The organism is Cryobacterium glaciale, assembly GCF_004402535.1.
GTDB classification, from domain to species: domain Bacteria; phylum Actinomycetota; class Actinomycetes; order Actinomycetales; family Microbacteriaceae; genus Cryobacterium; species Cryobacterium glaciale.
Genome location: NZ_SOEY01000008.1, coordinates 160,937 through 173,438 on the forward strand (window position 1 = coordinate 160,937; position 12,502 = coordinate 173,438).

Annotated in this window: 13 protein-coding genes; 5 read left to right on the forward strand and 8 right to left on the reverse strand. The window is 64.0% G+C overall.

The window, feature by feature from the left end:
* Positions 1 to 7: 7 nt before the first annotated feature.
* On the reverse strand, positions 8 to 802 hold the full coding sequence (locus E3O06_RS05555; protein WP_166788113.1) for a DUF222 domain-containing protein: 795 nt from the start codon (positions 800 to 802) through the stop codon (positions 8 to 10).
* A 234-nt stretch (positions 803 to 1,036) separates the two neighbouring features.
* Positions 1,037 to 2,119, reverse strand: a complete 1,083-nt coding sequence (locus E3O06_RS05560; protein WP_134501979.1) for a hypothetical protein — start codon at positions 2,117 to 2,119, stop codon at positions 1,037 to 1,039.
* 154 nt (positions 2,120 to 2,273) lie between these two features.
* Between E3O06_RS05560 and E3O06_RS05565 the strand changes: the two genes are divergently transcribed.
* Positions 2,274 to 3,614, forward strand: coding sequence for an ATP-dependent DNA helicase (locus E3O06_RS05565; protein ID WP_134501980.1), 1,341 nt, complete (start codon positions 2,274 to 2,276; stop codon positions 3,612 to 3,614).
* 17 nt (positions 3,615 to 3,631) lie between these two features.
* On the opposite strand, the gene E3O06_RS05570 is transcribed toward E3O06_RS05565, so the two are convergent.
* The 4 genes from E3O06_RS05570 to E3O06_RS05585 form a co-directional block, all read right to left on the reverse strand.
* Entirely contained in the window at positions 3,632 to 4,234 is a 603-nt protein-coding gene (locus E3O06_RS05570; protein ID WP_134501981.1) for a hypothetical protein, read from the reverse strand.
* Positions 4,235 to 4,282: 48 nt separating this feature from the next.
* Positions 4,283 to 4,693, reverse strand: a complete 411-nt coding sequence (locus E3O06_RS05575; protein ID WP_134501982.1) for a DUF4383 domain-containing protein — start codon at positions 4,691 to 4,693, stop codon at positions 4,283 to 4,285.
* A gap of 186 nt (positions 4,694 to 4,879) precedes the next feature.
* The gene (locus E3O06_RS05580) at positions 4,880 to 5,143 is read right to left on the reverse strand and encodes a GlsB/YeaQ/YmgE family stress response membrane protein (protein WP_134501983.1); all 264 of its coding nucleotides are present in this window, start codon (positions 5,141 to 5,143) and stop codon (positions 4,880 to 4,882) included.
* Positions 5,144 to 5,304: 161 nt separating this feature from the next.
* Positions 5,305 to 5,592 carry a hypothetical protein gene (locus E3O06_RS05585; RefSeq protein WP_134501984.1) on the reverse strand — a complete coding sequence of 96 codons (288 nt, stop codon included), beginning with the start codon at positions 5,590 to 5,592 and terminating at the stop codon, positions 5,305 to 5,307.
* Positions 5,593 to 5,823: 231 nt separating this feature from the next.
* On the opposite strand from E3O06_RS05585, the gene E3O06_RS05590 reads away from it, so the two are divergent.
* Entirely contained in the window at positions 5,824 to 6,300 is a 477-nt protein-coding gene (locus E3O06_RS05590) for a MarR family winged helix-turn-helix transcriptional regulator (protein ID WP_134501985.1), read from the forward strand.
* 20 nt (positions 6,301 to 6,320) lie between these two features.
* On the opposite strand, the gene E3O06_RS05595 is transcribed toward E3O06_RS05590, so the two are convergent.
* Positions 6,321 to 7,211, reverse strand: coding sequence for a Rossmann-fold NAD(P)-binding domain-containing protein (locus E3O06_RS05595; protein WP_134501986.1), 891 nt, complete (start codon positions 7,209 to 7,211; stop codon positions 6,321 to 6,323).
* A 154-nt stretch (positions 7,212 to 7,365) separates the two neighbouring features.
* Between E3O06_RS05595 and E3O06_RS05600 the strand changes: the two genes are divergently transcribed.
* The 3 genes from E3O06_RS05600 (at position 7,366) to E3O06_RS05610 (ending at position 10,788) form a co-directional block, all read left to right on the forward strand.
* Positions 7,366 to 8,631 (forward strand): alkaline phosphatase PhoX, encoded by a 1,266-nt coding sequence (locus tag E3O06_RS05600; RefSeq protein ID WP_134501987.1) that lies wholly within the window; start codon positions 7,366 to 7,368, stop codon positions 8,629 to 8,631.
* Positions 8,632 to 8,750: 119 nt separating this feature from the next.
* Entirely contained in the window at positions 8,751 to 9,272 is a 522-nt protein-coding gene (locus E3O06_RS05605; RefSeq protein WP_134501988.1) for a DinB family protein, read from the forward strand.
* 121 nt (positions 9,273 to 9,393) lie between these two features.
* Positions 9,394 to 10,788 carry an IS1380 family transposase gene (locus E3O06_RS05610; RefSeq protein WP_134501989.1) on the forward strand — a complete coding sequence of 465 codons (1,395 nt, stop codon included), beginning with the start codon at positions 9,394 to 9,396 and terminating at the stop codon, positions 10,786 to 10,788.
* Positions 10,789 to 11,127: 339 nt separating this feature from the next.
* Here the strand turns inward: E3O06_RS05610 and E3O06_RS05620 are convergent, their stop codons facing one another.
* Positions 11,128 to 12,339 carry an IS4 family transposase gene (locus tag E3O06_RS05620; protein WP_134501991.1) on the reverse strand — a complete coding sequence of 404 codons (1,212 nt, stop codon included), beginning with the start codon at positions 12,337 to 12,339 and terminating at the stop codon, positions 11,128 to 11,130.
* Between the last annotated feature and the right edge of the window lie 163 nt (positions 12,340 to 12,502).

Here is a 12,502-nt window from a genome sequence, read left to right on the forward strand (position 1 = left end):
CGCCCATTCACCACTGAATGCCCTGCTGCCGCAGCAACTCCGGCGCGAAGGCGATGCCAGCTCCGGGAAGGCCCTCGGTTTCGGGGGTGATCGCGCCGGAGCCGCTCGCGACCAGGGAGCGTTCGACCCGGTCGAGGTCCTCGATCAGCACGGAGGAGCGCAGGCCGTCGAGCACTTTCACGATCACGCGGGCCTGCTCCACCCCGACTGCTCCGCCCTGCAGTGCTTCGCCGAGAACAGGATAGGTGGGGGTGAGGGGCCGGCCGAGCAGCATCCGCTCGCCGGCTTTCTCGCCGAGCGCGGCACGCTGGCGCACCTCGGCGCGGGAAAGCCGGGCCAGGGTGCAGACCAGATCCACGCCGCTGCGGCAGCCCAGCCGGCGCGCCAACGTCGGCGCGGCCAGAGCCGCCGCACTCGGCGTGGCGCCCTCAGGGATGACTGACTCCGTGCTCCCTGACTCCGTCCTGCCTGACTCCGCACCGGCGACCTCCGCCGCGACAGTCTGGACAGAGGCAGTCTGGACAGCGGCAGTCTGGACAGCGGCGGCCTGAGCTGCGGCATTCTTCGCGGCTGAAGCATCGAAGTACTCGGAGCGGCGCAGCACGTCGGTCGTGGAGAGCACCCGGGCTCCATCGACGACCCGGCCCACACTCTCCAGGGCGAGCAACATGGTCAGGGATTCTTCGTCGCCGAGCAGCCCGAACGACACCCCGCCCAACGCCGCCAGCAACAGATCCCTGGCCTGCTCCACCGCCACAATGGCGGCATTCGAGCCGGTGCTGTCAGGGTTTTCCATGAACATGGGCGCCAGTGCCTCCTTGACGCCAATTCTACCGCAATCGAACATAAAAGCGAGATAAACTCAAGAAAAGTACTGAATAGAAATTGGACAATTCGGCGCTTGGGAACCACGAGTTCCAGCCGAATCCCCTATATATTAAGCCGTGGTGCGTTCTTCTGCTTGGAAGATCTGCTGCCTCGTCTGCACGATTCGAAGTCTTGATCGAATCTCTGCCATCAATCCTTTAGGACGGCGCTAATGCAGCTGGATGGCCAGGGCGCCGCTCGCCTGCACGACAACGCTGAGCCCCATCGTGAACGGTACGTCTTCGTCGCGGATGTTGATGTCACCGTCGAATAGGGACTGCACCTCGACCACGATATGGGCCAGCCCGTCCGTGGCGACCATCTCGAATGACAAGTCGCCGGCGGTCAGGGTGACGGGGGGATACGCCGTGATGGACCAGGCTGGTGCGCCCTCAATGCGGTCATCGACGGGAAAGCTCATCGGGCAGCTGGTCGGTTGCAGTACCGTCTGGGTGGCGCACGCGTCGAGGAACTTGTTCAACTCCGACTGCACCTGGGTCACCATGGCCTCGTTCGGCACGGCGTCGACCTCGACGGCGGTCGGGCCGGCCGTTGTGACGCGCACCGTGGCCTTCTTGGCGGTGAGCATGGCCGACTCGTGCTCGAACACGTAGCGGTTCGGGGCGAAGGCGAGATAGGCGGCGGATGTAGAGAACGTGGCTGGGGCATCCGCTGCGCTGTGGGCGCGCGTGTCGAGGGTGAGGCCGTTGACCGTGAATGATCGTTCGTGCAGTACCGAGACCTGCAGCACCGCGAGGGGGCTGGCGGTGAACCGCCAGGCATGGAAAACTCCCGCGAACGTGCCGGCGCGCTCGACGGTGAAGACCATGCTCGACGCGGTGCCGTTCAAATCGAAGTCGAACACGACGGTCTGGGCGGTTCCGTCGTCGGTGGCTGCTGTGGCGGTCGCGCTCGCGAGTTCAATATTGTCGAGGCCGCCAAGTACGGATGCCCGCAGCAGCGTCTTGGGCAGATCGTGGGCCGCCTCGTCGGTCAGTCCCCAGGCCGCGAGGTCGGCTGTGTCGGGCATGACGCCGTCGAGGGCGAGGGCGCCAACGGTGTCGCCGCGGGCCAGGGCGTCGAGGTACTGCCGGGCAAAGCCGCCGGCGCTGTACACCGTGCGGTTGAGGGCTCCGATCGTGGCCACGAGGCCGGCCGCGAGGAGCGCGGCGACCACCACGATGGCGAGAACGGCCCGGAGCATACTGCCGCGGCGCCCGCTCGCCCGCTTCTGCTCGGCCGGAATGGTCACTTCAATATTGTATGGGGGGGTGCGCCGGTCAGGGGGCCAGTGCCCGGTCCCGCCCCCACGCGCGCTGCCGGCGGTTACAGTGGGATGTCCCCTCTGTCAATAACACCAGTGTTGATAGCACCGTGCAGCATTCGCCTGCCAGAGAAAGTGTGCCGTGTCCGAGATTCCGCTCAGCCGAGAACAGGCGCTGATCTTCGCGGCCATCGAGGGCACGAAGCAGAACGTCTTCGTCACCGGACGGGCCGGGACGGGTAAGTCCACCCTGCTGAACCACCTGTCGTGGAACACGAGCAAGCAGATCGTGATCGCCGCTCCCACCGGGGTCGCCGCACTGAACGTGGGCGGCCAGACCATCCACTCGCTCTTTCGCCTGCCGATCGGCGTGATCGCCGACAGCCCGATCGACCAGAACGACCAGGTGCGCAAGCTCCTGAACACCATCGACACCCTCGTCATCGACGAGGTCTCCATGGTCAACGCCGACCTCATGGACGCCATCGACCGTAGTCTGCGTCAGGCCAGGCAGCGGCCGTTCGACGTGTTCGGCGGCGTGCAGATCGTGCTGTTCGGCGACCCGTACCAGCTGGCCCCGGTGCCAGGCGGCCCCGACGAGCGCGCCTATTTCGCCGACCACTATCGCTCGATGTGGTTCTTCGATGCGAAGGTCTGGCGTGACGCCGAACTGCGCATCTTCGAGCTCACCGAGATTCACCGCCAGCGCGACAACGACTTCAAACTCATGCTCAACGCCGTCCGCCACGGGCAGGTCACCCCGGAGATTGGCGGTGCGCTCAACGGGGCCGGTGCGCGCACGCCGCCGAGTGAGGGCGTGATCACCCTCGCGACGCGCAATGATGCTGTGAACCGCATCAACGCATCCGCTTTGAAAAGGTTGTCGGGCAAATCGCTCACCGCGAAGGCCGATATCACCGGGGATTTCGGTGGCAAGCAGTTTCCGGCTGACGAGGTGCTCGAGCTCAAAGTGGGCGCGCAGGTGATGTTTTTACGCAACGATTCACCACTCGACGGTGGCCCGCGCTGGGTGAACGGCAGTATCGGCACGGTGACCAAGGTCACCTCGACCGTGTTCGTCGACATCGACGGTGACGTGCACGAGGTCGAGCCGACCGTATGGGAGAAATACAAGTACACCTACAACGCCGCGACCAAGAAGCTGAGCCGGGATGTCGTGGCGGAATTCACGCAGTTTCCGCTGCGACTGGCCTGGGCGGTCACCATCCACAAGTCGCAGGGCGCCACCTACGAGCGGGCGATCGTCGACCTCGGCGCTCGGGTGTTCAGCCCCGGCCAGACCTACGTGGCGCTGAGCCGGCTGACCAGCCTGGACGGGCTGTACCTGACCCGCCCGCTGCGACCGAGCGACATCATCGTTGACGAAAACGTCAAACGGTTCATGAACATTGAGGTGGTGCCGCCGGTGGCCGATCTGGCAGGGCTCGACGCGTCGGGGCTGAGCGCGACCGACCCGGCCTGACTGCTCTGCGAGGGACTCTAATGTGACCCGTGGCCGTCCGAGTCCGGCACGGTGACCTCCGTCACTCCGTGGGAACCGTGCGGTACCGCGTGGGAGCCGACCTCTGTGGCGGCGAGGGCCGGAGTGGTCAGTGCGGAGAGTAGAAACCCTCCGACGACGAGGCCGGTGAGAAAACGCCAGCCCCCGGGTGCAGCGGCACCGGGTGCAGCGGCACCGGGTGCAGCGGCACCGGGTGTTGATGCACTGGCGGGTGTAGGGATCCCGTTCGATGCATGCCGAAGTGCGATGGCCACCGTGGCGGCCAGGAAAACGTTGAACCATGACGCCATGGCCATCGGGTACAGCGGCAGGCCGGTCTGGGCACTCGTGATGCCGAGCCCACTGCCGAGGGCTGCGGTGGCGCCCCAGATGAAGACCGGGATGAGAGCCGCGCCCACGACGACGCGGGGCCCGATCACGCGGCCCGCGGCAAGGGTGGCGATTCCCCAGCCGAGTTCAGCAATGCCGAACCCGACCAGGAGAACCGACAGGGGAAACGGAGCGGTCACGCCCACGGCCAGATGGATCAGGGCGGCGCCGAGTGCGGCGAAGCCGAGCCAGGTTCGAAGAACCGGGGACATGATGCTCCTTGGATGGATCTGCTGCTGCGAAGGGATGGAGTGGGGTGCTTAGACCGTCGCGTGACTGCGAACAGTCTTGTCAGCGGTCAGGCCGACACCGAGGAGCACGATCGCGCTGGCGAGGTGCAGGAAGTGGTCAGCCGTGTTGAGCGCCAGGATGTTCAGCGAGGTGCCCGCAATGAAAAATCCGACGATGCCGAGGAGCAGGTAGACGGCACCGATCGTGCTGTTGGTGGCCTTGGCCGCCATGGCGTTGGAGAGTCCGGCTAGCAACAGGGCTGCTCCGATCAAGAGGTGCGCGACGTTGTGCAGTGGATTGACCTCGAAAATGCCGAGAAGTAATCCGCCCTCTGTGGCGATGAAGCCGACGCTGCCGGTGACGGCGAAGCCGAGTAATCCGACGAGAACGTAGACCGCGCCGAAGACGGTGGCGATCAGGCGATTGGGTGATGTGCGCATTTCAGGTGCCTCCTAGGTGATTCACGGCTAACCCGTGGTTGCTTTGTATTCGGAGCTCCATCTGCTTCGGATTGGTGCTAATTGTGGCCCTGATCTTGTTGTTTAGGGCAATCTTGTTGGGCGGAGAACAAAACAGCACGCCACCCGAAATGGGCGGCGCGCTGTATTTCGCGGTTTGGGAGCGAGTCAGGCCTTGCGACGGTTAGTGATCGCGCCGTAGATGAGGAGAACGATGAGCGATCCGACGATCGCGAGAATCCAGGTCGTCAAGGAGAAAAACTCCCCCAGATTGACGTTGAACAAGAGCCCGCCCAGCCATCCGCCAAGGAAAGCTCCGATGACTCCGAGCAACAGGGTGATGAACCAGCCCCCGCCTTGCCGGCCGGGCAAGATCGCCTTCGCAATAGCGCCGGCGATGAGACCGAGTAAGAGAAATCCGAGGAAACTCATGAGACTGCCTTTCAGTAGACGTACGCGAAACGGGCGGATGCCGTTCGCGTGAATTTACTCATGTGCCCGCTTCTCGTCAATGGCGCGAAATCAACGATTTGTCGACAATCCCGAGCAGCGGCTGCAGGCCAGCGAATTCGCCCGTGCCGGCAGTGCAACCCTCAGTCGAGCCAATAGTCACCATCGACGTAGGTCGGGCCGACGGTTGGAACACCTTCGGCGACGTCAGGCAGGTCCTTCTCGACGATGGTCTCGAGCTTCACTACCGAACAGGCCGTGATCAGCAGGGACACGTGGGTCTGCACGGAGCTGACGATGTCCACGAAGCCACCGCCGCTATGCACCGCGGCGGCCAGGGTCGCCTTTAAATCTGCGATGTTGTACTCGTTCGACAGGTAAAACCAGTCTCCATTGATCGTCAACCGGTAGCTCTGCATTAGCTGATCCATTTCATTGTGGTGAGCTCATGGGCGCACAGATCTGCGAGCCCCAGGTGGGGGCCCACGGACTCACCGGATTGTCAAATATACGGCAAGTAACTTAAACAGTTAACTATTCAAGTTGTGAGAAGCTTTCGAAATTAATTGCTCCAATACACTGGCGAAACACAGAGTCCTGATACGGGCACCAACACGGACCTGCAGCGCGGGGAATCAATAACGACCAGAGGTCAGGAATGCATGGACGACGCAAACAACTTGGTACGCACCCAGGAGTGCCTGTCGATACCGGCTCTCGTTTTTCTTCGCGCTATGGACCACAACCGCAGTCAGGTCGCGGCCGAGATCGGCGTGTCCAGCAGTGAATTGCGAGCCCTGTCGCGGGTAGCCGAAGCTGGAAGCATCACCCCGAAGTTGCTCGCTAAGTCCCTGGAGATGACAACGGGCGCCGTGACCGCGATTTCAAGTCACCTCGTGGCTCTGAATATGCTTACCCGCGTGCCGCACCCGCACGACCGGCGCAGCCTGCTGTTGGAACTGACCCCGGCTGCGCAAGTAACTGCGGCGAGACTCCAAAACGAATTTCAAGTGCTCTTCGCTCATGCCGCACGCAACGTGACGCCGGAAGACCAGACTCGGCTCGGGTCGTTGTTGACCTCGATGGCAGTCATCATCGCATCGGACTCCGAGGCCACCCCGGCCGGGCCAACAACGTAGGTCTGTCGGCAGAGACGGGCCTAGGAGTGCCGAGTGCCTCGCCCGGAGAGAAGAGCACGATAGCCCTCTCGATACGTTGGATAGCTGAACACAAAGCCGGTTTGACGTAAGAGCTTGTTGCTGAGGAGCTTGTCACCGCCACGCTGGCTTTCGTGGGATTCCGGCTCGCTCGGCGCTGGCTTCGGGGTCGGCTTCAGAGTCGGTGCTGGCAGGCCGAGCTCGGCGGCGAGAAAGGTCACTACCTCGTTTGCCGTCACCGGTGCGTTGTCGACGCCGAGATAGAGCGGTGCGGGCGGTTCCGGGCGCAGCAGCAGGTGAACGATCGCGGCGGCTGCGTCGTCCCGGTGTATGCGGTTGGTGTGGCGTGACTGGGTGGAGAGCGCGGCGCCGCCTCGTACCTGCTTGATCAGCCGTTCACGCCCGGGGCCGTAGATGCCGGCCAGGCGAAGTACGGTGGCGGCGGGGAGACGCTGGTGGAGCATCCGCTCGGCGTCAAGCACGATGGAATCGGTGCCCGGCTTGGGGTTGGCGGGGGTTTGCTCGTCGACCCGACTGCCGTCGTTGACGTCGTAGACGGCCGTGGATGACACCAGCAGCACGCGGTGGGGCGTGACGTTGGCACTGTTCTCGTCATGAGTGGCGAGGGCGTCGAGCAGGTTTCCCAGGCCGTCGAGGTAGGCGGCGCGGTAGGCGTCGACGGTGGGGCTGCCGGCGGAGATGGCGACGACGACGAACTCGGTATCGCCTGGAATGACCGGCTTCGTAGTACTGAGGTCAACGGATTGGCCGGTGATCTCAGCCGGAAGGACGCTCGCGTTGCGGCGGAGCCCGACCACCGTATGGCCCAGCCGCGCGAACCGCAGGCCCACCTCGGTGCCGAGGTCACCGCATCCGGCAATGAGTACCGTCATCATTCTCCTTGTGCTCAGTGACAACGCTAGCTGGCTTCGGTGCCGAAATGGACACGCCGGGATGATCACCAAAACGTGGGATGGGCGTTGCCGACTGTTCACCCACGGCAAATAGTCTCGAGGAGTTCTCAGCCATCGACTCAGAAAGATTGACATGATCAAGAAGATTGCAACTGGCGCTGTATTCGTCTCCCTGCTGCTCAGCCTCGGCGGGGCCGCCCACGCAGATCCGGCCGGCCCTCCGGCGGGTCCGAGCGACCACGGTCAGGGCCCGTTCGCCTTTGAGCCCCTCGCCGCATCCGCCTACGGTCAGGCCAGCAGCGACTGGACCGTGCCGTACCTGGTTCCGGCCGGTTTCACGCAGACCCTGGTGAAGGACGAGACCGTGCTCGACGTTTACCCCGGCGTCGATGACCTGCACGACATGAATACCCAGAATGAGACCGGTCGCGAAGCCGGACGCTACCTGTATAACACTTACGAGGTTGGCGCGAACGGCGCTGTGGCCGTCACCGATTTGAAGACCGGCACAACCTCGGTCATCGCCCAGCGAGCCGACTGGAACCGGCTGGATGGCATCCGCTGGACGCCGTGGGGCACCCTGCTGATCACCGAGGAGACGGCGGGCGGCAAGGTCTACGAGCTGTTCTTCGATAAGAAGGACCTCACCAAGGTCGTCAAGATCGAAGAGCGAATCGCGCTCGGCGTGTTGCGCCACGAGGGCATCGACATAGACAAAGACGGCAACGTCTACGTCATCGACGAGCTCAACGGTGGCTCGATCTACAAGTTCGTACCCACCCAGAAGGGCAACCTCGCGGCGGGCCAGCTCTACGCGCTCAAGCTGACCGGGCTGGTCGATGCCGACCAACTCTGGAACGCGGGCACCTTCGCGAACAAGGTCGGGGCCTTCACTTGGGTGGCCCTCGACCAGAATCAGGTCGAAGTGGATGCCGACGTCGCGTCGAACGCGGTCGTCGCGACCGAATTCGGTCGCCCCGAAGACGTCGAGATCATCGACCACACGCTCTACGTGGCCAACACCTCGGAAGACCGCGTCATCGCCATCGACCTGCAGAAGAGCGCGCTCAGCACCTTCGTGCAGGCTGGGGTCAACGTGCCGGTCGAGAACCAGGCCGCCGGAATCACGGGATTCAACAACCCCGACAACCTGGCGGAGGGCCCCGACGGCGCCCTGTGGATCGTCGAAGACAACAGCTTCAGCGATGTCTACCGGGCCAGCACGCGCACCAATACGGTCGGCAACTCCATCAACGTTGAGCTCTTCGCTTCGCTGACGGATCAGGGCGCCGAGACGACCGGCATCTACTTCGGTAAGAACCCGACGGAGCTCTTCGTGAGCGTGCAGCACCCCGACAAGGCGCTCGCTGACGGCATCTGGAAGATCAGCAAGCGCTAAGCCCGACCTGGCATCGACGCGCCGCCCGGTAGTCGCTTCGGCGCCCGGGTGGCGCGTTCGTCTACGACGGCCGCGCCATCGGCCGACGGCGCGCAAATCGCGGTTGCTACCATGAAGCCATGCCGATTATTCCTGACACGTCTGACTGGACCTGGGTGCTCGAACGCCCCTGCCCCGCCTGTGGATTTCGGGCGAGCGAGGTGGACTTCGAGAGCCTGCCGGGCCTGATCCGCGCGAACGCCGCAGCCTGGCCGGTCGTGCTGACGCGAACGGATGCTGCGGTGCGTCCGAACGATCACACCTGGTCAGCCCTCGAATACGCGGCCCATGTGCGTGACGTCTGCCGCCTGTTCGACGAGCGCCTGCGCCTCATCCTCGACGACGACGACCCGCTGCTGGCGAACTGGGACCAGGACGCCACGGCGATCGCGGAGCGGTACGACCTACAGGATCCGCAGACCGTGGGACGCGAGCTCGTGGCAGCCGCTTCAAGCGTGGCCGAGAGCTTCGCCGCCGTACCAGGGGATGCCCGCCAGCGCACCGCCCGCCGCAGCGACGGGCCGTCGTTCACCGTGGCGACGTTCGGGGCCTACTTTCTGCACGACATCGTGCACCATCGGCACGACGTGGGCGCTGACTAAGCCTCGATCCACCGGTCGAGTTGAGGTGGTGACGGCGCGTTAAACCGAGAATGCCTGTCGGATCAGGAAAAATAGAACTTACTTAGGGTTCATTTCGACCGATTCGAGAGGCATCTCGTAGATGCAACTTTTCCATACTTCGAAGCGCTTGTCAGCCACCTTCGATGACACAAATCTCGTGTCGGCCGTAGGGCTCGTGCCCGCGCTGGCCTTGGCGGTGAAAACAGGTCTTGGGGAGCTCTCTGATGCGCGGCTGAGCCTGCCCGGATACTTCGGCGCGAACGCCGGATTGAAAGTCACCGCGTTGGTCGCGGGGATGCTTGCCGGGGCCGACTCCATTGATGACATGGCGCTGCTGCGGCACGGCGGCATGAAGAAACTCTTCGTCGGAACGTACGCCCCCTCGACGCTGGGGTCCTTCCTCCGCGCGTTCACGTTTGGTCACGTCCGTCAGCTCGACTCCATCGCGTGGCGGTGGCTGGTCAACGTCGCCGCCCACACCCCGATCGTCGCGGGAATCAACGACTACGCCCTGGTCGACATCGACGACACCATCAAAGAAGTCCACGGCTACCAGAAGCAAGGTTCCGGTTACGGGTACTCCGGGGTGCGCGGGCTGAACGCTCTGATCGGCATCGTCTCCACACCGACGGCCGCACCGATCATCATCGGATCTCGGCTGCGGAAAGGATCGACGGGCTCTCCCCGCGGCGCGGGCAAATTCGTCGGTGACGTACTCGCCACCGTGAAACGTCTCCGCAGCGAAACGGCGACCGGCGTCGTGCTGCTGCGCGCGGACAGCGCGTTCTATGGCCACGCCGTCGTCGCCGCCGCGAATCGGGCTGGGGCGAAAGTGTCCATCACCGCTCGGATGGACCCCGCCGTCAAGCGCGCGATCGCCACGATCGGCGCCGACCAGTGGACCACGATTAACTACACCGACGCGATCCGAGACGAGGAAAGCGGCGCCTGGATCTCGTCCGCCGAGGTCGCCGAAGTCACCTTCACCGCGTTCAGCTCACGCCGGAAAGCGGAACGCATCGAGGGCCGTCTGATCGTGCGGCGGATCCCCGAACTGAACCAGAAAGCGGGCGAAGGGCAGCCGACCCTCTTCGACACGCACCGCTTTCACGCGTTCTTCACCACCAGCGACCTGGACACCGTCACAGCCGATCAAACCCACCGGCAGCACGCGATCATCGAGCAGATCAACGCCGATCTCAAGGACAGCGCGCTGGCCCACCTGCCGTCCGGTGTCTTCACGGCCAACGCGGCCTGGCTCGTGCTGGCCACGATCGCGTTCAACCTCTCCCGCGCCATTGGCTCTGTCGCCGGCGCGGAATTGGGCAAAGCGCGAAGCGGCACCATCCGCCGCAAACTCATCAACATCCCGGCCCTCATATCCACGTCGGCGCGGAAAATCATCCTGCACCTTCCAACGAACTGGCCATGGGAAACCGGGTGGACCGCCGCGTTCGCGGCGGCCTGCGGCCCGCCGCGAACCATCACCACCTGACCACCAGCCATCCGGCACCGAAGATCACGGAACACCACCGGCAGCAAGGCCGGCAGCTTCGCCACGCCTACCACCACAACACCGCCACGAAATTAGCGACGCCACTCAGTCAAGGCCGACCGGTGGATCGAGGCTAAGAGCAATACCGTTCAGTTAAGCACTTGAATGGTGATTTCTGGCTCGTGAGCGGGTTGTGGCCAGTGGGCGTAGTGGAAGCGTTTGGCGGGCCATTTCGAGACCTTGCGTTTGATGATGCGAGGGTTTGATCGTCGTCGGCGCGCGGGGTTCAGCCTTCGGACGAGGGCGCGGATGGCATGACGCCAGACTGCTTTGGCGTGGTCAAGGTGCGGAGGGGGAAAAATCGCCCTGTGCCACGGAGCGACGGGCGATGCGGAGTGCGGCAACGAAAGAGACCCGGTCAGGGTCGCGGTGAGCGTGCTGGGCGGCCTCGACCATGAGGGTGCGGATCGCGTAGTGGCAGCACAGGTGGCCCCAGATTTCCTGCTTGACCAACTCCGGGGATTTGGACCGCATCACCATGCGCGGGCCGCGTTGGTGGGTTTTCAACTCGTCAAACACCGTCTCGATCTCCCACCGTTCGGAATACACGGTCGCGAGTTCTTCGGCCGAGGCCTCGGCCGGATCCAGGATCGTGGTCAGCAGCCGGTAGGAGTCAGGATTTTCGCGTCCATCGTCGATCGTGTAGTCCACGACCCGAACCGCCAACGGTGTCGTCGACTGCCGCCCCGTGCCGGAGGTCGGGATGATCGTTGCCAGCCAGGACCCGTCAGCGAGGGTCTCCTGGAACCGGGGACGGAGGTTCGTCTTGACCCGCCAGAGCAGATCAGCGCCCGTCGCTGCTGCCTGCGCCCACAACCGGAAGCCGTAGAAGCCGCGGTCGGCCAGCACCAGCATGCCCGGCTTGAAGCGGCCGGCCAGCTCCCGGGAGAGTTCAATTTCCGACGTCGTGCACGGGCCCATCACCGCGTCCAGAACGGCATGCGTTCCGCACTCGGCCAGCGCCACCAGGCGTGCCTGCGGAAAAGCAGATTGCTCCCCACGACTCACCGGTGGCCGGCCAAAGAACTCCGTATTCACCACGCTGTCGGCCAGATCCAGGATCGTTCCGTCGATGGACATTAGACGCCGCCCAGCCAACCAGGACCCCGGCGTGTCAGGCCCAGCCAGCGGCCGGGCCACGCGGGCAAACAAGTCCCGCACCGGTTCGAACCCCAGCCGTCGACGCGCCTGAAAGATGGCCGACTTTGACGGCGGCGCAAACGTCTCGGACCAGCCAGTTGACCACGACAGCCCATCCGTCAGCCGAGCAAACACATCCTCGTAGGACGCTTCGGCATACAGGCCCATCCCGATGGAGAAATACGCCATCACCCGTGCCGGCAACGCCCGGTTACGCTGCTCAGTCCGCCCCGCGGCCTGAACCACCTCGTCGATGACATCAGCAGGGAACACACGGGTCAACAAACCGACCGACACCAAATCCGACAACCGACGGTCAGAGACCGGCTTCACCCACCCTGTACGCGCCATAACCACAACGTAACACGAGAATGCTTAACTGAACGGTATTGAGGCTAAGGGCCCGAGGCGTACGTTCACGCGCTTGCCGGCTCCGGCAAGCTGTTTGGCCTGACTGCCCGCTGGAGCGCCGTCTGGATGTGCTCTCAAGAGCACTTGTCGAGTTTCCATTGGC

Excerpts from the sequence above, each read along its gene's own strand:
- E3O06_RS05570 (WP_134501981.1), bottom strand. The coding sequence starts at position 4,234 with ATGTCCCCGGTTCTTCGAACCTGGCTCGGCTTCGCCGCACTCGGCGCC.
- E3O06_RS05620 (WP_134501991.1), bottom strand. The coding sequence starts at position 12,339 with ATGGCGCGTACAGGGTGGGTGAAGCCGGTCTCTGACCGTCGGTTGTCG.
- E3O06_RS05595 (WP_134501986.1), bottom strand. The coding sequence starts at position 7,211 with ATGACGGTACTCATTGCCGGATGCGGTGACCTCGGCACCGAGGTGGGC.
- E3O06_RS05590 (WP_134501985.1), top strand. The coding sequence starts at position 5,824 with ATGGACGACGCAAACAACTTGGTACGCACCCAGGAGTGCCTGTCGATA.
- E3O06_RS05580 (WP_134501983.1), bottom strand. The coding sequence starts at position 5,143 with ATGAGTTTCCTCGGATTTCTCTTACTCGGTCTCATCGCCGGCGCTATT.
- E3O06_RS05575 (WP_134501982.1), bottom strand. The coding sequence starts at position 4,693 with ATGCGCACATCACCCAATCGCCTGATCGCCACCGTCTTCGGCGCGGTC.
- E3O06_RS05610 (WP_134501989.1), top strand. The coding sequence starts at position 9,394 with ATGCAACTTTTCCATACTTCGAAGCGCTTGTCAGCCACCTTCGATGAC.
- E3O06_RS05585 (WP_134501984.1), bottom strand. The coding sequence starts at position 5,592 with ATGGATCAGCTAATGCAGAGCTACCGGTTGACGATCAATGGAGACTGG.
- E3O06_RS05600 (WP_134501987.1), top strand. The coding sequence starts at position 7,366 with ATGATCAAGAAGATTGCAACTGGCGCTGTATTCGTCTCCCTGCTGCTC.
- E3O06_RS05605 (WP_134501988.1), top strand. The coding sequence starts at position 8,751 with ATGCCGATTATTCCTGACACGTCTGACTGGACCTGGGTGCTCGAACGC.
- E3O06_RS05555 (WP_166788113.1), bottom strand. The coding sequence starts at position 802 with ATGTTCATGGAAAACCCTGACAGCACCGGCTCGAATGCCGCCATTGTG.